Annotated in this window: 24 protein-coding genes; 13 read left to right on the plus strand and 11 right to left on the minus strand. The window is 66.9% G+C overall.

Annotated elements, in window-relative coordinates; genetic code table 11:
• Positions 1-52: 52 nt before the first annotated feature.
• The gene (locus OG555_RS07490) at positions 53-640 is read right to left on the minus strand and encodes a GNAT family N-acetyltransferase (protein WP_329482091.1); all 588 of its coding nucleotides are present in this window, start codon (positions 638-640) and stop codon (positions 53-55) included.
• A 200-nt stretch (positions 641-840) separates the two neighbouring features.
• Between OG555_RS07490 and OG555_RS07495 the strand changes: the two genes are divergently transcribed.
• Together OG555_RS07495 and OG555_RS07500 are read left to right on the plus strand one after the other, a co-directional pair.
• A complete protein-coding gene (locus OG555_RS07495; RefSeq protein WP_329482092.1) occupies positions 841-1,245 on the plus strand; it encodes an NUDIX domain-containing protein in 405 nt (134 codons plus the stop codon).
• 568 nt (positions 1,246-1,813) lie between these two features.
• Positions 1,814-2,938: a squalene cyclase gene (locus OG555_RS07500; protein ID WP_329482093.1), complete on the plus strand. Its 1,125-nt coding sequence runs from the start codon at positions 1,814-1,816 to the stop codon at positions 2,936-2,938.
• Positions 2,939-3,072: 134 nt separating this feature from the next.
• Here OG555_RS07500 and OG555_RS07505 read toward each other — a convergent pair whose 3' ends face one another.
• Positions 3,073-4,191: a phosphotransferase enzyme family protein gene (locus tag OG555_RS07505; protein ID WP_329482094.1), complete on the minus strand. Its 1,119-nt coding sequence runs from the start codon at positions 4,189-4,191 to the stop codon at positions 3,073-3,075.
• 255 nt (positions 4,192-4,446) lie between these two features.
• Between OG555_RS07505 and OG555_RS07510 the strand changes: the two genes are divergently transcribed.
• A complete protein-coding gene (locus OG555_RS07510) occupies positions 4,447-4,824 on the plus strand; it encodes a hypothetical protein (RefSeq protein ID WP_329482095.1) in 378 nt (125 codons plus the stop codon).
• A 118-nt stretch (positions 4,825-4,942) separates the two neighbouring features.
• Positions 4,943-5,848, plus strand: coding sequence for a GNAT family N-acetyltransferase (locus OG555_RS07515; RefSeq protein ID WP_329482096.1), 906 nt, complete (start codon positions 4,943-4,945; stop codon positions 5,846-5,848).
• A 138-nt stretch (positions 5,849-5,986) separates the two neighbouring features.
• Here the strand turns inward: OG555_RS07515 and OG555_RS07520 are convergent, their stop codons facing one another.
• Positions 5,987-6,289 carry a hypothetical protein gene (locus OG555_RS07520; RefSeq protein WP_329482097.1) on the minus strand — a complete coding sequence of 101 codons (303 nt, stop codon included), beginning with the start codon at positions 6,287-6,289 and terminating at the stop codon, positions 5,987-5,989.
• A gap of 950 nt (positions 6,290-7,239) precedes the next feature.
• Here OG555_RS07520 and OG555_RS07525 point away from each other — a divergent pair.
• Positions 7,240-8,010 carry a maleylpyruvate isomerase family mycothiol-dependent enzyme gene (locus OG555_RS07525; RefSeq protein ID WP_329482098.1) on the plus strand — a complete coding sequence of 257 codons (771 nt, stop codon included), beginning with the start codon at positions 7,240-7,242 and terminating at the stop codon, positions 8,008-8,010.
• 152 nt (positions 8,011-8,162) lie between these two features.
• Here the strand turns inward: OG555_RS07525 and OG555_RS07530 are convergent, their stop codons facing one another.
• Together OG555_RS07530 and OG555_RS07535 are read right to left on the minus strand one after the other, a co-directional pair.
• The gene (locus OG555_RS07530) at positions 8,163-8,669 is read right to left on the minus strand and encodes a DUF2716 domain-containing protein (protein WP_329482099.1); all 507 of its coding nucleotides are present in this window, start codon (positions 8,667-8,669) and stop codon (positions 8,163-8,165) included.
• A 96-nt stretch (positions 8,670-8,765) separates the two neighbouring features.
• Complete coding sequence (locus OG555_RS07535) at positions 8,766-9,068, minus strand: hypothetical protein (protein WP_329482100.1); 303 nt, start codon at positions 9,066-9,068, stop codon at positions 8,766-8,768.
• Positions 9,069-9,515: 447 nt separating this feature from the next.
• On the opposite strand from OG555_RS07535, the gene OG555_RS07540 reads away from it, so the two are divergent.
• Positions 9,516-9,713 (plus strand): hypothetical protein, encoded by a 198-nt coding sequence (locus OG555_RS07540; RefSeq protein ID WP_329482101.1) that lies wholly within the window; start codon positions 9,516-9,518, stop codon positions 9,711-9,713.
• Positions 9,714-9,767: 54 nt separating this feature from the next.
• Here OG555_RS07540 and OG555_RS07545 read toward each other — a convergent pair whose 3' ends face one another.
• Both OG555_RS07545 and OG555_RS07550 read right to left on the minus strand, forming a co-directional pair.
• A complete protein-coding gene (locus OG555_RS07545; protein ID WP_329482102.1) occupies positions 9,768-10,097 on the minus strand; it encodes a hypothetical protein in 330 nt (109 codons plus the stop codon).
• A 257-nt stretch (positions 10,098-10,354) separates the two neighbouring features.
• Entirely contained in the window at positions 10,355-10,894 is a 540-nt protein-coding gene (locus OG555_RS07550; protein WP_329482103.1) for a DUF6000 family protein, read from the minus strand.
• Between the two features lie 376 nt (positions 10,895-11,270).
• Here OG555_RS07550 and OG555_RS07555 point away from each other — a divergent pair, with 376 nt between their 5' ends.
• Positions 11,271-12,011: a hypothetical protein gene (locus OG555_RS07555; protein WP_329482104.1), complete on the plus strand. Its 741-nt coding sequence runs from the start codon at positions 11,271-11,273 to the stop codon at positions 12,009-12,011.
• A 129-nt stretch (positions 12,012-12,140) separates the two neighbouring features.
• Here the strand turns inward: OG555_RS07555 and OG555_RS07560 are convergent, their stop codons facing one another.
• Complete coding sequence (locus tag OG555_RS07560; RefSeq protein ID WP_329482105.1) at positions 12,141-12,575, minus strand: HEAT repeat domain-containing protein; 435 nt, start codon at positions 12,573-12,575, stop codon at positions 12,141-12,143.
• Between the two features lie 233 nt (positions 12,576-12,808).
• Between OG555_RS07560 and OG555_RS07565 the strand changes: the two genes are divergently transcribed.
• The 6 genes from OG555_RS07565 to OG555_RS07590 all read left to right on the plus strand — a co-directional run bounded on the left by OG555_RS07565 (position 12,809) and on the right by OG555_RS07590 (position 16,132).
• Entirely contained in the window at positions 12,809-13,336 is a 528-nt protein-coding gene (locus OG555_RS07565; RefSeq protein ID WP_329482106.1) for a hypothetical protein, read from the plus strand.
• Positions 13,321-13,905, plus strand: a complete 585-nt coding sequence (locus OG555_RS07570; protein WP_329482107.1) for a DUF4291 domain-containing protein — start codon at positions 13,321-13,323, stop codon at positions 13,903-13,905. Before OG555_RS07565 ends, OG555_RS07570 begins: the two co-directional genes overlap by 16 nt.
• A gap of 104 nt (positions 13,906-14,009) precedes the next feature.
• A complete protein-coding gene (locus tag OG555_RS07575) occupies positions 14,010-14,474 on the plus strand; it encodes a DUF6228 family protein (protein ID WP_329482108.1) in 465 nt (154 codons plus the stop codon).
• Between the two features lie 104 nt (positions 14,475-14,578).
• Positions 14,579-15,043, plus strand: coding sequence for a hypothetical protein (locus OG555_RS07580; protein WP_329482109.1), 465 nt, complete (start codon positions 14,579-14,581; stop codon positions 15,041-15,043).
• Between the two features lie 73 nt (positions 15,044-15,116).
• Complete coding sequence (locus tag OG555_RS07585; RefSeq protein WP_329482111.1) at positions 15,117-15,473, plus strand: VOC family protein; 357 nt, start codon at positions 15,117-15,119, stop codon at positions 15,471-15,473.
• A 143-nt stretch (positions 15,474-15,616) separates the two neighbouring features.
• Positions 15,617-16,132 (plus strand): GNAT family N-acetyltransferase, encoded by a 516-nt coding sequence (locus OG555_RS07590; RefSeq protein WP_329482112.1) that lies wholly within the window; start codon positions 15,617-15,619, stop codon positions 16,130-16,132.
• Positions 16,133-16,266: 134 nt separating this feature from the next.
• Here OG555_RS07590 and murQ read toward each other — a convergent pair whose 3' ends face one another.
• From murQ to OG555_RS07605, 3 genes are all read right to left on the minus strand, one after another.
• Positions 16,267-17,160: an N-acetylmuramic acid 6-phosphate etherase gene (murQ, locus tag OG555_RS07595; RefSeq protein ID WP_329482113.1), complete on the minus strand. Its 894-nt coding sequence runs from the start codon at positions 17,158-17,160 to the stop codon at positions 16,267-16,269.
• 67 nt (positions 17,161-17,227) lie between these two features.
• The gene (locus tag OG555_RS07600) at positions 17,228-18,115 is read right to left on the minus strand and encodes a MurR/RpiR family transcriptional regulator (RefSeq protein WP_329482114.1); all 888 of its coding nucleotides are present in this window, start codon (positions 18,113-18,115) and stop codon (positions 17,228-17,230) included.
• 36 nt (positions 18,116-18,151) lie between these two features.
• Complete coding sequence (locus OG555_RS07605) at positions 18,152-19,849, minus strand: serine hydrolase (protein WP_329482115.1); 1,698 nt, start codon at positions 19,847-19,849, stop codon at positions 18,152-18,154.
• Between the last annotated feature and the right edge of the window lie 27 nt (positions 19,850-19,876).

Here is a 19,876-nt window from a genome sequence, read left to right on the forward strand (position 1 = left end):
AGACGAGGCGGTGCCGGGTAGCCGTCGTCTCCGCGTGGAGCGCTGGACCGGCTCAGTCGCGCGTGCTCGGGCCCACCTCGCGCATCATCACGCAGTTGCCCTGGCCCTTGGGCCGGTCGTAGGTGAAGCCCTCGCGCTCGTACATCGTGCGGGTGCCGTTGTAGAGGAACGACGAGTTCTTCTTCCGGACCCCGCCGGTGTCGTGCGGGTAGCCCTCGACCAGGCCACCGCCGGCCTGCGCGATCAGCTCGACGGCTCCGCGCAGCGCAATCGCCGCCAGGCCCTGACCGCGAAGGCCGCGCTCGACCAGGATGCAGGTGACCCGGTAGTCGGGCAGTCGCCCGGCAGTGGCGACGTACTCCTTGCGGTGCTGGATGTTGGGCAGCTCCTCGGGTGATCCGTACTCCGCCCAAGCGACGGCCCGGTCGCCGTCGTAGACCAGCGACGCGTGCGCGATCCCGTCGGCCACCAGACGTTGCTTGAGCGCCCGGTTCCCCTCGGCGCTCTGGCCCTTCTCCGCGCAGTCGGGATGGAAATGCGTGCACCAGCAGCTGGCGAACATGCCCTTGTTCCGCTCGACGAGAGCGGCGAAGTCGTCGAACGTCTCCGGCGTGAGCGCCTTGATCGTGAAGTCGGACATGCCAGCAACGTACCCCCGGTTCCGGACGTTCAGCGTCCGGTAACTCAGTTTCCGGGCAGCGTACGCACCGTCGCGGCCGAGGAGCACGGCCGGCCTGCCGAGCTCGACGAGCCTCGGTCGACGCCAACCCGCTGTCATCGACATGACCGCGCGCTTCCCTCTCGGCGGCATGAGAGTGCGTTCGCGTCTAGTGTGTCGCCATGGTCGCCCAGATTCCGATCTCAGTCGCGGCACTTGTGCGGGACGGTCTCGTGCTCCTGGTGCATCGCCATCCATCGCGTCGCTGGTATCCCGACTGCTGGGACCTCGTCGGCGGACATGTCGAGTCAGGCGAGTTGCCTCACCAGGCCGTCAGTCGGGAATGCCTCGAAGAACTCGGTGTCCACGTCCACGACCCCCAGCCCATTCCTATGACGGTCAGCGACCCCACCCTCGACATACACGCGTTCCTCGTCACGCGCTGGGAAGGGGAGCCTGTCAACGCCGCACCCGAGGAGCACGACGATCTTCGCTGGTTCCGGCCCAGCGATCTCGCAGACCTGAAGATGGCCCACCCGGCCAGCCTGTCGACCATCCTGAGCGCCGTCCAGGTCGCAACCGATTAGCCACAACGAACCCGTCCGCTCAGCCGACATCCGAGTCGGTCCCGTACACATGCACTTCGAAGGTGGCCGAAGAGCGCTCTTCAGCGGCAACGCGGACTGGACGTTCGATGTTGTCGGCACCAGAGCGGGCGACGAATCCTGGCTCGCACCGTTCCAGTACGACATCGACGGTGGGCGATGGACGATGCGAGACGCCGCCGACGAGCCACCGTTTGCGGGCTTCAGGGGTTCCCGGCTGGAGTCATGGACATCTCTGCGCAACGGAGATGGGCGAACAGGTAGGAGTAGACCTGGCGTTCGATCTCGGGAACATCTCGCTTAAGGTCCACAAGGGCGAGGTCACAACCTGAGCAGGTGCGCGCTGATCGGCATGTCCGCGCTGACAGCGGCATGAACGGACGTCTGTTAATCAGCCTGACGGTCCGCTACCTTTCGGAGGGTGGACGTCCTGAACGCCCCCGTGAGCGACTCGTCGAGCAACGCATGCGCCACCGCGCCATGAAGCGTTGGTTGCCCTTAGCGAAGGCGACTCGGACGTTCGTGGCGTCGGCGTAGGTGAGGTTCAGGGATGGAGCCGACGGAGAATCAGGGCCCTTATCAGCCACGCACGCCGCCGATGGCCGAGGACGATCCGGTTGTGCAGTGGCTGCTGCACGGCGATCCGGCGATCCGCTGGCAGGTGTTGCGCGACCTCGTCAACGCCTCGGAGACCGAGGTGGCGACCGAGCGAGCGCGGGTGGAGCACGAGGGCTGGGGTGCTCGGCTACTGGCGCTGCGGGCCCCTGATGGCCTGTGGGCGAACGGGGCCTACATTCCGGATACCGCGGCGTTCGCAGCGGCCACTGCGCGCGCTTTGGCTGCTGGTGAGCCACCGCCGCCTTTCCCATCGCCCGACCCGGAACCGGCCGAGTCACCGACCGACGGGTCGAGTGCCGAGCCGGGCCAGCCGTGGACCGCGACGTACCCGGTCCTGCTCGACCTATGCCACCTGGGCGTACCCCCGGACAGTCCGGTGATGCAAGAGACCGCGCACCTGGTGGCCCGCAACTGCCGCTGGGAGTACGACGGGCTGCCGTTCTTCGCCGGCGAGGTGGACTGCTGCATCAACGCCGGCACGATCCTGATCGGTACCTACCTGGGCGTCGACGTCGACCCGGTGGTGCAGCGGCTCGTGGCCGACCAGATGCCGGATGGTGGCTGGAACTGCTGGGCCGAGACGCGCCCAGCGCCGGCATCTTTCGCAAGCACCCTGGACGTGATCGACGCTCTGCTGGGGTGGGAGCGCCATACCGGCGGATCTGAGGAGGTCCGCCAGGCTCGCCGGAACGGAGAGGAGTACTTGCTCCGGCGCAACCTCTTCCGGTCGTTACGCACGGGCGAGGTGGTCAACCCGCAGTGGGCATTGTTCTCCTACCCCCCACGCTGGCACTACGACCTGCTCAAGGCCACGGAGTACTTCGCCCGGCGTGGGGGCACTCCGGATCCGCGGCTCGCCGAAGCGATCGAACACGTCCGCTCAAAGCGCCGACCCGACGGGCGTTGGCCGCTCGAGAACAGCCACCCCGGCGCGGTCCACTTCCGGTTCGAGGAACCCGACGGCACGCCTAGCCGGTGGAACACCTTGAGGGCGCTGCGAGTACTGCGCTGGTACCACGCGTCCGCCCACTCCGGCAACGCGAGCCAGACATCTTGACGACAGATGGCAACATCACGTCGACGGTGGCATAGGAGCTCGCCACGACCGCTCTGATCCGCCGTCGACCGAGCTCGCGGCAGTGTTGCCCCACGCCGCGAGGCTTGTGACGCAGAGCGCGAGCAGCGCGCGACTCAGCCTCGCAACGACGCGATCGCCCGGGCAGCTAGTCGTTCGGCGTGCTCGGGGCGCGCGAGCCAGCCGATCCACCCCTCGTCCATCGTCGGGGTGGACCCGCTGCGCGCCGACTGCCGGTAGTCGAGGCACGCCAGCCACAGCGGTCGCATAGCCAGTACGCCGGGCAGCCGCTCGAACTCCTCACCGGTGAGCTGAACGTGCTCGCGATACCCGCGCGCGACCGCGTCGATGCCCTCCCCATCGCCCTCCCCCGCGGTCGTCAGCAGCCAGGCGAGTGCGGGCAGGCGGGGTCCGCGCCCGGACCCTGCCCAGCCGACGATGGCGAGGTTGCCCGGCCTGCCGACGGCCGCCCATGCGTGGTAGTTCCCGTGGGTGAACGCCTCGGGCAGGCCCTCCGCGTCGTCGGCGTGCTCGACCTTGTCGCGGAGCCACTCGAACATCTCGCGACCCTCGGGAGCGACGGCGTCCTCGACGCTCACCAGAAAGCTCATCGCCGCCGCGAGATCCTGCTTCGGTCGTCCCGCGAAGAAGGCGCCGTCGTGCTCCTCCGACCCTCCGTCCCGCACGACCGCACCACCGGCCGCGGGCAGTTTGTGCAGGCGGCCGAGCAGGCTCGCCAGCTCGTGGAGCACCGCCGGCGACTGGGTCGGGCGTCCGCCCTCGACGTACTCGGTCACGATCACCCCGCTCCCCTCGAGCACCGACACCGGATCGTCGTGCGCGGGCCGTTCGGCGGGGAAGTCGTGTAAGGCCAGGAACCGCAGGATCTCCGCATCGCCCTCGACGCGGCCGACCGTGTCCGCTGCCGACGAGAAGACTCGAGCGATCCAGGGCGAGCCGTCCTCTCGCTTGACGACCAGCGTCCAGGGGTAGTGGCCCACCCAGGACCCGTGTGGCCGCGTCTCGGGGTCGTCGTCGATGGGCGCGATCGAGGTGATGCTAATGCCGTATCGCGTCTCGAGGTGCGCCCTCAGCTCCGCGAACTCGACGGGGCGAGTGCGAGCAAACGGCGACATGCGGCCCTTCTCCAGCGCGGCGCGGGCCTCGGTGTACCGCAATCCGGTCGCTTGTGCCCGCTGACGCACTGCGCGCTTGAAACTGCCCTCTTTGGTCATGACAAGCCTCCTCGACGTGCCCCATTCCCCCAGCGAAGCGGCACTCGAAACAGGCCTGGACAGCAGCAACCTTGAGGGCAGAATCCCCTTCGCCTTCTCGAGGGCCCGGCTGGGGCAGGTCCTCATGAGGCTGGGCGTCGGCCACGCCGTGCACCGATCCTGCCGGGGCTGGCCGGCCGTGTCAACGCCAACGGAGGTGCACGGCGACCGACTGTTGCGTCCGACGTCGCGACGACCCCATGCCAGACTCCCGACGTGAGTTACGAACTCGTTTTCTGGCAGCAGAACGCTTCCCAGACCGTCGACCCGGAATCGATCTATCAGGAGCTGATGGGCGAGAGAGGATCGGTCCCGGGTCTCAACGACATACCGGTGGATGCTTTCCTAGAGGCACTGGTGGCTTCATTTCCCGGGGCCTCGCGGGCGGCCAACGGCCCCGGTGAGTGGCTCACGTGGGTCAGCCCGAGTCAACGAGCGGGACTCGAAGTCACGTGGTCTAGGCAACACCTTCGAGCGGACTGTCGCGGCATGTCTGGCGACGACATGAACCGCATCGTGAATGTGGCGATCGGGCTCAGCTGTCCGCTCTATGACCCGCAGGCGGGTGAGCGCTTCGCGTTCGACGGACACTGACCCGCACGACCCCGGCACTCGCTCATCGCCATGATCGCGCGGATCGCGGCAGATGCGGATGTTCGAACGACGGGTAATCCGGTTGCTGTCTGCGCAGCCGACGTGCGAGGTTCGACCTGTGATCCGTCGGCCGGTGTGCGTTGAAGACACGGATGCGCTTGTTCGTCTGTTCCGTTCAGCCGATGTTGCAGAGATCGGGCGAGCTGAGACATCAAGAGCCGACATCGCTGATCTGCTGGCCGCCCCAGGGCTTGATCTTGCGAGGCGTAGCCAGGTCGCCATAGATGAGGGTGACATTCACGGGCTGGTGTTGCTGCATCCTGCGCCGCGGCCCGGCCAGCTCCGGGTCCAATTGCGCGTTGACTCGCGCGAGGGGGGTGGCGAGGTGGCACGCATGCTGCTCGCGCTGGTTGACCAGTGGATCTTGCAGGGTGCCGAGACGAAACCTGTTGAAGCCACGGTTTTCCAGCTTCCACAAGCCCTCGCCGTCCCGCAGTTGGTCGCGTCGGGTTGGACGATCGTGCACAGCTATACCCGAATGAAAGCGGACCTGACGAGGTTCTCCGAGGCACCGACGACAGGCGAAGCGGTAATCCGCCCCGCATCCTCTGAGGCTGAGATGGCAACCGTTCATGCCGTCCTCGAAGAGGCCAACGACGGACACTGGAACCACCAACGACAAAGCTTCGACGATTTCCTTTCCGACCAACAACACCGCGACGGCCACGACCCGTCGCTATGGCTCCTTGCCTTCGTCGCAGACCAACCGGCCGCAGCGCTCATCGCCCGCGCACCCGCCGACCGAGCCTGGATCGCCTGGCTCGGAACACTCCCGCAATACCGAGGCAAGGGGCTGGCAACCGAGCTTCTCACGACAGCGTTCACCGAGCTCCACAGGCGCGGACACAGCAGCGTGGGCGTCGACGTCGACACCTACAACGAAACCCACGCCGGTGACGTGTACCAGCGCGCAGGCATGACGATCCTCGGTACCGCAGACCAATGGCGGAAAACATACTGCTGATACGCCACTTCCTATTTCCGCACATCGGCAGATCCGTGCTTCGGTTGTTGCTTGAGGGTTCCGCTTCGGATTAATGCCCGGATCGCGCCATGAGCGATCGTTTCGGTTCAAATCCAGGCTGGTCCCAGTCGCCTGGCCCTACGATCGTTGCATGTCCCAGGCAAGCTCGACGGCGGTACGTATGGCAGTCGGCTCAGCTCGGTCCAAATACGCCTCGACTTTGTGATGGGCCTCGAATCGAGGTGGCACACCGAAGCTGGTCGGGTAGGTGGCGAGCAAGGAGTCTCGTTTGCCCAGCGGTACCCGAATGAGCAGTGTGGTTGGGTCGAGAAGACGGGCGACAAGGCGGTCGTTGACGTACCACGCTGGAAGCGCCGCGGTGCCCTTACGCTTCACTTGCGGCAGGGACTCCACGAATTCGCCGACCTCTTCGGGGGTCACGTTCGAACAGTACGTGGTCCCATTGGGCGGGTCACCCCTGACATGGCACATGCCTCGGCGGCCGGTGCTGTGCTCGATCGGCGGCAGATCCGGGCGGACCGCGGGTCAGGCCAACTGGTCGGGAACGGCTCGTCCGCCCAACGCCACCAGGCTTCGCCCCCGGCCATGTGAAGCAGGTACTCCGAGACAAGGTTGCCGGCTGGATCCTTCAAGGATGCTGAGTCCACGCGTCAGTCTCCTCGTCCAGCGACGAGTTGAGATGTCTGAGCTCGTCTTCGAAGAGCGGCTCGACGAACTCGAAACCCCTGACGGCGCACGACTTGTGCGTTGAGCCACGGGAAGTCGGCGGACGTCACGTGAAGCTCTGCAACGACCTCGCCGACGTGCAACAACCGCCCGACTTCAGACACTTTCGCAACGTGCAGGACGCTACCGAGTTCTACTCGCACATCGGCACGACCGGAAGGTTCTGTCAGGTTGCGGAGGCCATACACGCGGCGAGGATGCAGTTGGGGTGGCGGTCGAGGTTGGTGCTGGCGCGGTCGTAGCGCATGGTGGTTCGGATTGGGCCGGTCCGTGCGGGCGCACGTATTCGGCTGGGGAGTGCTCGAGGACGCCGTCTATCACGCAGGTCCGGCAGAAGCCCGCGACGACCTGAGCGACCGTCGATGGCTGGTACCGGCGCACCTCCTGTAACCAACGGATATAGAGCTCAATGTGTGGCCGACCGGCCGCCAGCGGGTCCAGGCCCGCCGCTCGCACCACACCAGATAGCCCCGCAGGTCGGGGTCGGTGCACGCCAGGTCGCGTCAACCACACACACGCTCACCATGTGCGGCATGTGAGTGAGCTCGGATCGCGGCACGTCCGGGCGTGGAGCCGTTCTCCTTGAGCTGGACGGGATCCTCGGCCGCCGGAAGAAAGCCGCAGCCCGCGAGGTTGGGCCCGGTATGACCACACTTGTCGACCGCGCCGTCGCAGCGCTGCGTGCCAACCACGACACCCTCGCCGCACTTGTGCCGACCTTGACCGAACAACAGCTGAGGGGCCGCAGTGGGGCGGCGGAGTGGACCGTCGCGCAGGCGCTCTCGCACCTCGGAAGCGGTGCCGAGATCTCCCGCAAGCCGATCGCGATCGCCGCAGGCGAGCAGGTCGAGACCGAGGACAACCAGTCGATCTGGGCCCGGTGGAACGCCGCGTCTCCGGCCGACCAAGCGGCCGCGTTCGTCAAACACGACGCGGCGTACCTCGACACCGTCCAGGCGCTCAGCGCCGAGCAGCGCGATCGTCAGATCGACCTGGGCATCCTGCCCCAGCCGGTGCCGCTGGTCGTCGCGCTCGGCATGCGGCTCACCGAGGTCGCCAACCACTCCTGGGACGTGCGCGTCGGCGTCGACCCGTCGGCGACCGTGGATCCGGAATCGGCCGAGCTACTCGTCGAGCTCTTCGGCGGGCCGCTGGCCTTCCTTCTGGGCTTTGCCGGCAAGGCCGATCGGGTCGAGCGGGAGGTCCGCCTGGCGATCCCGGGCGGCGGCATCCAGATCACCGACACCGTCACCGTGACCGACGTGGTCGATGACCCGACGGCCACATTCGACGGTCCAGCAGAGGCCGTGGTGCGGCTGCTGAGCGGACGCCTCGGCGCCGAGCACGCCGTCGGCGTGAGCGTGACCGGCAACGTCACGCTGGACGAACTCCGGAAGGTCTTCCCAGGCTACTAGGCCGCGAGGCCCTTGAGGCCGCGCCAGACCTCGGACTGTTCCGGAGTCCGCGATGCCTCGGGCCACACCCACGTCCTCTCATCGGCAGTTCAGGCCTCGCCAGGTTTACCGGATCTCGGCGCGACCGCGCGATCAGCGGCAGGTGCGTGCGTTTACGGGCTCTGCGTGTGGCGCGGTAGCCAGGTCAACAGTTCCGCCCCGAGGGTGCGCACCAGCTCTTCGCCCCAGACGGTCAGCGACTGCTGCCACGGGTGGGCGAACGTGCCCCAACGCAAGTCCGACGTGGTGTGGACGTAGTAGTCGCCGTTCGGGAACACCGGGACGGGCCATCCGAGGTCCGCGAGAGCGTGCGCGGCCGGCGAGTAGCGGTATGGAGTGTGCTGCCAGTCCAGCGCCGTCAACTCTTCCTCGTCGATGAGCCATACAAAGTTCCGGAGAGCAGCTGCAGTCATCGCCGCTTCGGCGGCCGCGAACCGAGCGCCCTCGTGGGCAAAGACAGGAGCGAGGTCGATCACAACACAGACGTCAGGCAGCCGGATGGCAGGCACAGCGCGCTCGTAGTAGTCAGGTTTGAAGTCGAAGCGAGCGTCGAACGCCGCCCACGCTTTGGCGTACTCAATCGGCCGCCAGACTTCTTCGGCCCGGAAGGCTTCGCTCATGGGCAGAGACTAGTTTGGTGCGACCTCAGACGCCTCAACTTTCCTGTCGGCGGCAGATGAGTGCGCCTGCGTCCGGGGATTTGCCGTGTACCCAGCTCAGCTTGAGAGCACCGAGACGATCTGATCTGCGGTGCGCGCCGTTGGCTTGCGGCTGAGAAGCCCTTCCTTGCCGTACGCCCGCACCGTCGTCCCACTCGCTCCGGGCGAATCTGCGCCACTCGGCGCGATATCCACGACGACTTGTTGCAGGCCGGTCATGCCGATCGGGATAGCGATTCGCAGCACCAACTCGGAGCTGGGTAAGGCGATGTACTTCGGGAACGCCACCGCAATGCGGGCGAGCGCGTCGGGCCCGACGTATGGACGTGGGAGCGTCCGATCTTCAACGACGGTTCTCATCCGAGCCGCACGTGTGGCACCGCGCGCTCCGCCTCGGCCACCGCCGGCCGATCCAGGAATGCCTCCCCCGACGGCGCCGCCGATCGAGCCGCCCAACTGCCCAGCCTGCCCGTACAAACCGATGAGGTAGTCCTCAACAGCAGCGGGAACTCTGTCGTCTTGTGGGCGCACCCGCTGAGGATAGGGCCCCCTGCGTGCTCTGGTCACGCGAGGCGTCAGGCGTGCATGTGGTGTTCGTCGGTTCGGCATTGGGCGCAACCTGCGAAGCGAACCACTCGCCTGACTCTGTCGTTGCCCGGAGGGTAGGTACTGGGTCCACAGGCACACGCTGGCACGTCCGCCTTCTGCCGTCATGGCAGCGCCCTACTATCCGCGGCATGTGAGTGCGTTCGAGTGGCTACGGTCGAGACATGACCGACTCGACGGCGGCGAACTACCTACGCGACCTTGGGCCCCCTCCTGCTCGATCTGGCGACGAGCGCGAAGACGAACGCCGACCAGACCGGCGATGCGTACGACCGCGGTCGCCAGATGGGCCTCTATGAGGCCGTGAGCCTGGTCGTTCAGCAGGCTGACGCCTTCGGCCTCGACCGTCGTGACATTGGGTTCGAAGGGGGCGACGACGCTGATAGCGACCTGCTCTGAGTCCTCCTGGAGCGAACCCGGAACGAGCGGATCGCGCATGTGCGGGAAGGCCGGTCACGGAAGAATCTCGAGGTCCTCAGCAGTCGGAAGATGGCCCTGATTAGGCGTGTAGATGTCGAGGTACTTCAACCTGCCGTCTGAACCCAGGAGGAGTCCCAGCGTGGTCACGCCGTCAACCGACCTCGCGTCCACCCACGACTGCAGGTGATGATCCTGTTCGGGGAAGCGGGGGTCGCGCACGCCGAAACTGTCACACCCGCAGTCGCATTCATCGTCGACGACGAGGTAGTTCAGGGACGCCCGCACGTCGGGAGCCTCGGGTTTATCGACAGCAGTGAGCCTTCGCAGCACTTCCATCTCGTGGTCGGTCAGAGGCCGCTCCATGTGAGCACTCTGGCAGACGCCAGCCACGCAGGCTTCCTACGGAACTGATGCAGTCACATCGGCATGACCGCGCATCACCCTGTGCGGCAGAAGTGGTCGCGATAGCAGGGGCGGTGTGCGGGGCTAACTGCACTAACGGCATTACTGAGTTGGTTGGGCGGGCAGCCCCCGAATGTCCGAAGACCCCACAGGCGTGGATGACCTAACAACGCGTTCCCCAGCTGGCGAGATCGCCAGCCGACATACTGATTAGCCTCTCATCGGCGCTGGAGTTTCACCATGCGGCGTATGCCTGGGTCACCGCCGGCGGCGAAGACGACGTCAGCCCGGACGGCGTCCTGGTAGTGCGCCAACGAGACGTTGACGGAACCCAGCCAGCGCTCCCAGGGGCCGTCAGCGGCGAGGAACCGGCGGGCGTGGTCGGTGCCGAGCTGCTGGTCGAGGTACATGAGCGTGGCAAGAGCCTCAGGCTGGCACTGGATGGCGAACCCGTCCTCCTCAGGCGCGAGCGACAGGGCCCGGTCCAGGTAGGCGACGAGGATCCGGGCGTCGTCCTCGGTGCCCAGGCAGGCCAACGCCGGACAGTAGCTCCAGCGGTCCCCGGACGGGACGTCGCCGAGCAGGCCCCGTTCTATCACCGGCCGCAGCTCCGCTCGCCGGCCGGCGGCGACGAGCCAGGTCGCGGCCAGCCGCTCCCGCCACCCCCCTTCCAGTAGCGCAGCCAGATCTTCCGCCGGCGCCCGACGGCCTGCCCTCCGCAACCGCCACTGGAACCAGCGTTGCCGAAACCTTGGCATCACGAACGCCCCGGCCATCAGGTGCCGATAGCGCCGCCCCCGCAGAACCCACCGCCTTGACGCTCTCAGGAGCTGGGCCTCTTCGTCGTCGGACCTCTCGCTCATCCTCGCCCCGCCTCCGCAATGGGTCCGGCCGATGGCACCATCGCCAGCGCGACACGATCGAGCACGGGAGAACTCCACCACGGCGAGGTCCTTCGATGCAGCCGAGACATTCACGCCGTTGAGCATGGCACCACCCGCGCGCTCGCTGGCAATCCTGGACGTTCACTATTCGCGGCAATTGCGGTCAGTTTGAGGCACTTATGGCGGCGCAATGCCGGCGGCTGCGGGTCGTGCCGAGCCCATCCCGTGCGACAAGAGGGACCATGGATTCATGGCGGCCAGGGCTTTGGTGTTCGCGGCAGGGGATCGAGTCCGGACCTGGGGTCGATACGTGGCGCGTTCGGACGGTGAATGGCTGGACCTGGCCCGCATCTACACTCCGATCTCCAGACCGGCGGGCTGGAAGTCGGATCGGTCGATCCGGCTGATCGGGGCCGACGCCGAGGCAGTCCCGACCAACTGGGCAGCGAACCGAGTCCCGGGCCATCTTTCGGTGGTCGGGATATGGCGCGACGAGAGCATCGAGGTCGAGGAGCAGTCGTCGGAGCTCCCTGCTCGGGAGCGGTTCGCGGCCCGGACGGATCCACCATGCCCGCCGCCACCCGGTGGCTGGCGACACGACGCGCTGCCCTGGGACCCGGATTTCGGCGACCTGAGATCGTCCGAGGTGATCGTCCACCCGGTGGTCTTCCGTCCCTCCGCCGACCAGGAAGTCCTCGTCATCGCCGCCACCGACCTCGACGCGGCGACCCGGCAGTTGTCCAAGTACCTGCCAGATCAGCTCTGCGTGGTGCCCAGCCGGTTCACCCGCGCTCAACTCGACGAAGTCCGCGACGCCCTGCGGGCCCACTGGCGGGAGTGGCGCCTGGAATCGTTCGGCACCAGCTCGGACGCGCAAGCCCAACCATTCATCACGACCGAGCTGTTCCGGGTCACCGCCGAGATGGCCGAATGGGCCGACAGCCTGCCCGAGGGACTGCTCCTCCTACGCCCGTCGATCAGCCCGGCCTGAGCAACCTGTCCGGCAGCTTGCACGAGATGCCACCGAAGTGCATCGAGCAGCATCCCATCATCGGAAGATCCCTGCTTTTCACCGACAGCGGCACGTCAGTGCGTCGAAGACCCGACGTCTTTGTACGGATCAATCGCCGCCGAGGGCTCGGCTTGTACGACAGGCTGCGGCGCGGACTCGGGCAGACGGGTCACTGAGGAGGTCATCGACTTGTTCGGAGGCTGCCTGCAGACGATGGCGGGCAACCACCTTCAGGGCCATCTCCCGCACCCGCCACGCGTCATCATGAAGCGCCTTCAAAACTGCTGGGCGGGCCGAGTCGTCCCAGGCGTACAACAGTCCGCGGGCGGCCCATACCCGCAGCCAGTACGGCGGACCGGAAGGTTCGCCGGTACGGACCCAGTCCGCAGGGGGTCCGCCGAGTGCCAGGACCAGGTCGTCGTCTGCCGGCTTTCCGTTCAGCAGGTCGACGCAACCGGCGACGACTGACGCCACGCCGCGCCGAGTGCATTCCTCGTGGACGCTCTGCTGTGGCGTCTTGGCCCAATGAGATGACCCACCCATCTCACCAATCTACGGCGAGGTGACTGACCGGCACGGCACATCGGCGCGAGCGGATCGCGGCAGATCCGGTAAGGGTGGCTGTGGGTGCGTGGCATGAGTTGCGCGACGCTCAGTTGGTCAGCGGGCGGCGCGGTTGGGCGTCGTATGCGGCGTCGTTATAGTCCGCTGGTACTCATTACATTTGCTGGGCGACGTTGCCCGGCACCTGAAAGGCTGAGACCGTGACATCGGGCTTGGAGCTGTTGCTGGACGCGAGAGTGATGTCGGACGCCGACGTTGCTCGGGCCTTCGGGCATGGCGGATCGAGCACCGCCGACGGGGTGGACCGCCCGGCACTGGTTGCCGCGCTGCTGTCGAGCTTCACTCCGTCGGACGCGCCCCTGATCCGTGAGCTGACCCGCCAAGAGATCGCCGCGGTTGGTGATGCGGACTCAGGCGGCGGCGATGTGCTGTTGGCGTGTTGCTGGCTGCTGTTCATGATTGGCCACGTCGAGGACGCTGCACTGGTCTGGCGCGCGAAGAACGTCAACTTCGATGCGCACTGCTACATCGACTCGGTCTTTCTGATCCCGCAGGGGGTCGCCGTGACGGCCGAGTTCGCTCGGTCCCGGGACCTAATGGATCTGGTCGAGTGGGTCGAAGGCGAGTGGATAGGCGACCCGGAGACCGGCGCGCGGGAGTGGCGGTCCGGATCGTTTTTCGCCCGAGTGCCGCCTGCTGCAGCGTCTGTAGAGGACCTGGCGACATGGATGCGCCAGTGACTCCAGCGGCCCGGCAGGTGCGCGCGGTATTCGACGCCGAATCGGTCCTCGTCTACCAGGCATACGGCCACGAGATCGCCGACGCCGCCCTGGCCGCTGGCACGTTCGTGGCACCGTTCAGCATGAAGCGGATGACGTGGATCAAGCCGTCGTTCCTGTGGATGATGTACCGCTGTGGCTGGTCGTCGAAACTGGGTCAGGAGCGCGTGCTCGCAATTCGGATGAGCCGGACCGGGTTCGAGGACGCGTTGGCTGAGTCGTGCCTGAGCCACTTCGACCCCACGCTCTACCCGGACCGGGAAACCTGGCGGCGCGCGCTCGCGGACTGCCCGGTGCGCGTCCAGTGGGATCCCGAGCGCACATTGAGCGGCCAACCCCTGCCCTACCGGTCGCTGCAGGTCGGGTTGTCTGGGTCGGCCGTCACCCGCTACGCCACCAAGTGGGTCCGCAGCATCGAGGACATCACCGACACGCTAGAACGTCGCCGCCACGGCCTCGACCACCTTCCTGACGAACGCCCCTATCCGCTACCGGTCACCGTCGCGGAGCGCATCTCGGCGACCGCGTAGAGGACGTACGCTGCGGCCGCACTGACGCCCTGTCATCGGCATGTGAGTGAGCTCGGATCGGCATGAGCGCGCGTTTGATCTGAGACCCGTGCGATCATCGCGCCGTGCTCTGCGTGTCTGGGGACGGCTCGCCGGTCGCTCTGCGATGGAGCAGCGGGGATCGAGAGGCGCGGATCGAGTTCGTATCCCCACGGTTCCGCTATCGCGACCCCGCGGATCCCTACCTGGCAGCGGATGACATGGTCGAGTACACAGTCCGTCTGTCGGGCAACGGGCTGACAGCAGAGGCGTTGGTGCTGAGTCTCGACACCGCTGGTAGCGGATTGCCTGCGTTCATTGAGTATCTGGCCGAGGACTTCCGCGGCTGGGACGGCATCCGCACCTGGGAGAGCGCGGATCATGACCTCTGCGTTGAGGCCACATGGACCACACGCGGACACGTCGACCTCCGCTGGTGGATCACGCCCAGCATCTACGACAAGTGGAGGGCCTCGGTTGCCGTCGAGGTCGAAGCTGGTGCCGAGATGTCAGCCCTTGCTCGCGAACTGTCGGCGTTCTTCGCAATCTGAACTCCCTCTCGTACGGCGCGCACATCGGCCACGAGCGCGCGAATCGCAGCTGAGCGGACGGCGCCGATCCCGGGGCAGCGCGTCACCGTGGGATGCTTGCGGTCGTGACCGATCTGGGCAGTCGGTTCATCGAGTCGCACGGTGAGCCGATCGAACTCGACGGCCGGCTGGTGCACCCGTCTTATCTGATGACTCCGCTGCCTGCTGGTGTTCTGAAGCTGAGGATGCGACCGACACGCGACCTTGAGCAGGGCGTCGGTATCAGCGCAGATGGCGGCTGGCTGCTCGTCAAGGGCGAGAAGTCGAAGCTCTTTGCACTCTGGACATCGACCGCTCCCGAATGTGTCGAGATTGCCGTCAAGCCGCTTCGCGGACGCGAGCACCTGTCAGTGCGCGTCTGGAACATCTGGAAGCACAACCGCTGGGGCTTCACGATGGCGGGGATATCGAACGCCGTTCTACTCGTCGAACCCAAAGGCGATACCGCGGTCACCCTCCATGCCAGCGCCGGCCCAGGTGGCCCGACCTTCGACGACCTGATCATCGACCTGGCGTTTGAGCCAGGCTAAGAACCGAGGTGACGGCATAGGACCACTCGAGTCGGGCCGTGCGCCGACCGCGAGCGTCGATATCCTGGTCGGCATGGCCATCGCTCGCTTGCCTCTCATCGCTATCGACTGTCCCGATCCTGGTGCGCTCGCCAGGTTCTACGGCGCGATGCTGGATTGGAAGATCGACGTCTTCACCGACCGGGCTTCGGTTTGCCCTGAGGACGGCCAGTGCATCGCCTTCCACCGGGTGGCTGATTACACGCCGCCGACGTGGCCGACCCAGGAGCGGCCCAAGCAGATGCACCTCGACATGCTCGTTGACGACCTCGACGCAGCCGAGGCGGCAGTGATCGATCTCGGTGCAACCAAACATCCGGACCAGCCCGGTACGTCCTACAGGGTCTTCCTGGACCCTGCAGGTCACCCCTTCTGCCTTTGTCTGGAATGATCCAGAAGGGAGCCCTCGGCGTAGCGTTCGCACTCATCGGCTGCGCGGATCGTGGGGATGTGCCCCAAGGGGTTCTTCGACGGGCCTTTCCGGGTGGCGTAATCGGGTTGTGCGGGATGTCGAGGGCTGCTTCGCTGTTGCCCGTGACCGAACTTCGTACGCCGCGACTGTGCTTGCACCCCATCGATGCAGCAGAGGGTGAACGCATCGTTGGACGGCACGCCGGAGCCGGGGATGCCTGGGCCGAGGACTATCCGTTCGACGGCGACGTCATCGGCGTCATGGCTTTTCTCGCAGCAACGGCCGCCCACGGTGACCAACGCCCTTTCGGGCACTACCGGATCACCCGGACCGCCGACGGGAAGGCCATCGGCGGAATCGGCTTCAAGGGTCAGCCGGACGACGGATGTGTCGAGGTCGGGTACGGCCTCTCCCCATCGGCCCGTGGTCACGGCTATGCAGCGGAGGCACTCGTCGCCCTGCTGACCGTCGCGGCCGATCACGGATTGTCCCGAGTTGTCGCCGACACAACCAGGGACAACGTCGCTTCCCAGCGGACCCTCGAACGCGCCGGGTTCCGCCAAACCGGAACCGACGGTGACCTCTACCTCTACGAGGTACTCGTCGACGCCCCGTCGCGACCGGCTCAGGCGCAGTAGCCCGAATAGCACGTTCGGCGGCCCGGACCTCCCGCGGCACGTATCACCGGACGCGGGTGAGCAGTTCGCGCCCCAAGGCGCCGACAAGCAACAGCCGCCGAAGGCGGTGTCCTTTGGGCGGCGGTGGGGTGGGTCTATGCGGGGGTGCCGAGGGCGGTTAGGGCTGTGGCTACTCGGCCGTGGGCCGCTTCTAGGGCGGCTCGGGCAGCGGGGATGGGGGTGCCGGTGAGGAGGTGAACCAGGGCCGGTTTGAGTTCGCCGTCGGCTTCGGCGAGGGCGGCTTCGCAGGCGTCGGGGTCGGCGCCGGTGGCTTCGGCGAGGATGCGGAGCATGCGGCCGCGGAGTTTCTTGTTGGTCGCGACCAGGTCGACCATCAGGTTCGACCAGGTGCGGCCGAGTTTGATCATCAGCGTGGTCGAGAACGCGTTCAGGATCAGCTTCTGCGCGGTGCCGGCCTTCAGCCGGGTCGACCCGGCGATCACCTCAGGGCCCGTGTCCGCGGCGATCACGATGTCGGCCAACGGCGCGAGCGGGGCGGACGGGTTCGACGTCACCAGCACGGTGATCGCCCCGGCAGCTCGCGCGGCCTTCAGGGCGCCGGCGACGTACGGCGTACTCCCGGAGGCGGCGAGGCCGATCACGAGGTCCCGGCCGGTGACGGTGGCCGCGTCGGCGGCGCCGCCCTCCTCGGAGTCCTCGACGTTCTCGACCGCGCGGAGCAGCGCCTCCATGCCACCGGCGTGGTGGGCGACCACCAGACCGTCGGGCACGTGGAACGTGGGCAGCAGTTCGGCGGCGTCCAGGACCGCGAGGCGGCCGGACGTCCCGGCGCCGAAGTAGTGCACCCGGCCGCCGCCGCGGATCGCCTCGACGCCGGCGTCGACCGCACGCGCCAGCTCGGGGATCACGACCTCGACCGCACCGGCCACCCGAGCGTCCTCGGAGTTGACCATCCGGAGGATCTCGGTCGTGCCCACGGCATCGATGGCGAGCGTCCTGGGGTTGCGCTGCTCCGTCGGTGTGGTCACAGGTCCGATGTTAGTTTTCTACTGAAGGATTTTCAATTCCGTTCATCGTTGACGGAAACGTTTGACATCATTCGGAGCCCTTGAGCCGGTGCCCGCGGACCGCGCTGGCGGTCTCCTCGAGCGCCTTCCGGGCGTCCGGCAGCACCTGCTGGGCGACCCCGATGAACAGGCAGTCGATCACGGTCAGCTGAGCGATCCGCGAGGCCATCGCCCCGGACCGGTACGTCGTCTCCCGGGCGGCCGTGGTCAGCACCAGATCGGCCGTCTTGGCCAGCGGCGAGCGCGGGAAGTTCGTCACAGCGACCGTGGTAGCGCCATGCTTGGCCGCCTCCTCCAGCGCCTCGACGACCTCGACCGTCGTACCGGTGTGGGAGATACCGATCGCGACGTCGCCCTCACCGAGCAGCGCGGCACTCGTCAGTGCGATGTGCACGTCCGACCAGGCGAACGCGACCCGGCGGATCCGGTGCAGCTTCTGCTGCAGGTCCAGCGCGACGAACGCGCTCGCGGCGAACCCGTAGATGTCCACCCGCGGCGCCTTCACGACCGCGTCGACGACCTTGGCCAGCGCGTCGACGTCGACCTGCTGCGCGGTCTCGCGGACCGCCCGCTCGTCGGCGAAGGCGACCTTGCTGACCACATCGGCCAGCGAGTCGCCCGGCTCGATGTCACCGCCCACCTCCGGGCGGATGCTCTCCTGCGCCGACTGGGCCGCCAGCTGCAGGCGGAGCTGCGGATAGCCGGGGACGCCGATCTGCTTGCAGAACCGGATGACCGTGGTCTCCGAGGTGGAGGCCACCTCGGCCAGTTCGGAGATCGTCATCGCAGCCACTCCGCCCGGGTCCGCGAGGACCGCGTTCGCCACCCGCTGCTCGGCCGGCGCCAGCGCGGGCATCACCGCGCGGACCCGGACCAGCAGCGGCCCCGTGGGTTCTGGAGAGGTTGTTGAATTCATGACAGCCACGGTACGGCGACTATGCACGAAGTGGGGTCACCGACGCGAAAGTCTCCAACCTGTTGCGGTAAATGATTCAGGCGTTCGTTCACCGTCGAGAAGTTCACCAGTCCCGCTGGTGATTTTCACACCGTCGACGTAGACACCGCGGCCCTGATACAGCGGATCGGAGGTATAACGCCACCGGATCGTCTGTTCACCCGCCCCGAGTTCGGCCGTCACCTGGTGCCAGTGCCGATCGCCGGAGCCGCTGATCGACCCGTCATGGTCGATCACCGATCCACGGTCCCGGACGGTGAACGGCACCTTCGTCCAGGTCGTCCCGTCGGCGGACGTCTCCAGATACAGCAGGTCCGTGTCCTCGGTGTCGACGAACAGGTCGAACGCCAGCTTGGCACCATCCGCCGGTACGGCGACCTTCGTCGAGAGGGTCGTGGTCGCGTTGTCCGTCGTACCGGAGAACCAGGCGTCCTTCCCGTGCCGCGGTCCGACGCCGAGCGCCAGGGCGAGGCCTTGCACGACCGCCCGACGGGCCGGGTTGTTGCTGCCCCAGTCGCGACTCGGGTGGACCCGGTTGGTCAGCAGGATCGCGAACGACCGGGAGTCGAAGTCGATCACGATCGACGTCCCGGTGTAGCCGGTGTGACCGGCGGTGCGCGGCCCGGACAGACCACCCATGTACCAGCGCTGGTTCAGCTCGAAGCCGAGGCCGTGGTCGTTGCCCGGGAAGGCCTGGTTGAAGTTGGTGATCATCGCGGTCACCGAGGATTCCTTGAGGATCCGCGCGCCGCGGTAGCTCCCGCCGTTCAGGAACGTCTGGGCCAGTACGGCGAGGTCGTCCGCGGTGCTGAAGACACCCGCGTGCCCGGCGACGCCGCCGAGCGACCAGGCGTTCTCGTCGTGGACCGAACCCCACACCATGCCGCGCGGCGGCGAGGTCTGGAACTCGGTCGCGGCGATCCGCGGCTTCTTCTTCGGGTCCGGGTTGTAACCGGTGTCGCGCATCTGCAGCGGCTTGGTGATGCCGTCGGCGACCAGCTTGTCGAGCGTCTTGCCGGTCACCCGGTGCGCGACCTCGCCGAGGGAGATCAGGTTCAGGTCGCTGTACAGGTAGGTGCTGCCGGGTGGGTTCTGCAGCTTCGCGGTGAGCGCGAGCTGGAGCCGCTCCTCCGGCGTCTTGCCGGTGCTCCACAGCGGCAGCCAGGCGGGGAACCCGGTGGTGTGGGTGAGCGCCTGCCGGACCGTGATGGCCTGCTTGCCGTTCGCCGCGAACTCCGGCACGTAGGTGGCGATCGGCGTGTCCAGGCCGACCTTGCCCTTCTCGATCAGCTGCATCACCACGATCGAGGTGAACAGCTTCGACACCGACGCCATGTCGAAGATCGTGTCGGTGCGCATCGGGATCTGCTGGTCCGCAGGAAGTTCTTCAGGCCCGCTCCCGGCTGAATTCACTGTGTACTTGAGCGCCAGCCCGGTCGCCGTGCGGGTGACGATCTTCCCGTCGTGGCCGAGCAGCGTGACCGCGCCGGCGTAGAGGGGTTTCGCCGTACCGCTGGGCCGGGTCCACGCGTCCACCTGGGCCAGCGCGGCGTCGATCGGCGCGGGGTCGAGGCCGGCCTTCGCCGGGGTCGTGTCACGCAACAGCGTCCCCTTCGGTGCATAGCCGTCGTACGGCTGGTCGAACCGTCCAGATCTGTTGCCATTGGCAACTGCAGGGCTTGCCATCGTCAGCATCACCGCAGAGGCTATCGTGATCGTCGC

Origin of the sequence: Kribbella sp. NBC_01484 (genome assembly GCF_036227145.1) — a bacterium.
Classification (GTDB): domain Bacteria; phylum Actinomycetota; class Actinomycetes; order Propionibacteriales; family Kribbellaceae; genus Kribbella.

Coding starts and splice junctions, on each gene's coding strand:
- OG555_RS07585 (WP_329482111.1), top strand. CDS start 15,117: ATGGCCATCGCTCGCTTGCCTCTCATCGCTATCGACTGTCCCGATCCT.
- OG555_RS07545 (WP_329482102.1), bottom strand. CDS start 10,097: ATGGAGCGGCCTCTGACCGACCACGAGATGGAAGTGCTGCGAAGGCTC.
- OG555_RS07525 (WP_329482098.1), top strand. CDS start 7,240: ATGACCACACTTGTCGACCGCGCCGTCGCAGCGCTGCGTGCCAACCAC.
- OG555_RS07495 (WP_329482092.1), top strand. CDS start 841: ATGGTCGCCCAGATTCCGATCTCAGTCGCGGCACTTGTGCGGGACGGT.
- OG555_RS07500 (WP_329482093.1), top strand. CDS start 1,814: ATGGAGCCGACGGAGAATCAGGGCCCTTATCAGCCACGCACGCCGCCG.
- OG555_RS07505 (WP_329482094.1), bottom strand. CDS start 4,191: ATGACCAAAGAGGGCAGTTTCAAGCGCGCAGTGCGTCAGCGGGCACAA.
- OG555_RS07600 (WP_329482114.1), bottom strand. CDS start 18,115: ATGAATTCAACAACCTCTCCAGAACCCACGGGGCCGCTGCTGGTCCGG.
- OG555_RS07605 (WP_329482115.1), bottom strand. CDS start 19,849: ATGCTGACGATGGCAAGCCCTGCAGTTGCCAATGGCAACAGATCTGGA.
- OG555_RS07555 (WP_329482104.1), top strand. CDS start 11,271: ATGGCGGCCAGGGCTTTGGTGTTCGCGGCAGGGGATCGAGTCCGGACC.
- OG555_RS07530 (WP_329482099.1), bottom strand. CDS start 8,669: ATGAGCGAAGCCTTCCGGGCCGAAGAAGTCTGGCGGCCGATTGAGTAC.
- OG555_RS07490 (WP_329482091.1), bottom strand. CDS start 640: ATGTCCGACTTCACGATCAAGGCGCTCACGCCGGAGACGTTCGACGAC.
- OG555_RS07550 (WP_329482103.1), bottom strand. CDS start 10,894: ATGCCAAGGTTTCGGCAACGCTGGTTCCAGTGGCGGTTGCGGAGGGCA.
- OG555_RS07560 (WP_329482105.1), bottom strand. CDS start 12,575: ATGGGTGGGTCATCTCATTGGGCCAAGACGCCACAGCAGAGCGTCCAC.
- OG555_RS07535 (WP_329482100.1), bottom strand. CDS start 9,068: ATGAGAACCGTCGTTGAAGATCGGACGCTCCCACGTCCATACGTCGGG.
- OG555_RS07570 (WP_329482107.1), top strand. CDS start 13,321: ATGGATGCGCCAGTGACTCCAGCGGCCCGGCAGGTGCGCGCGGTATTC.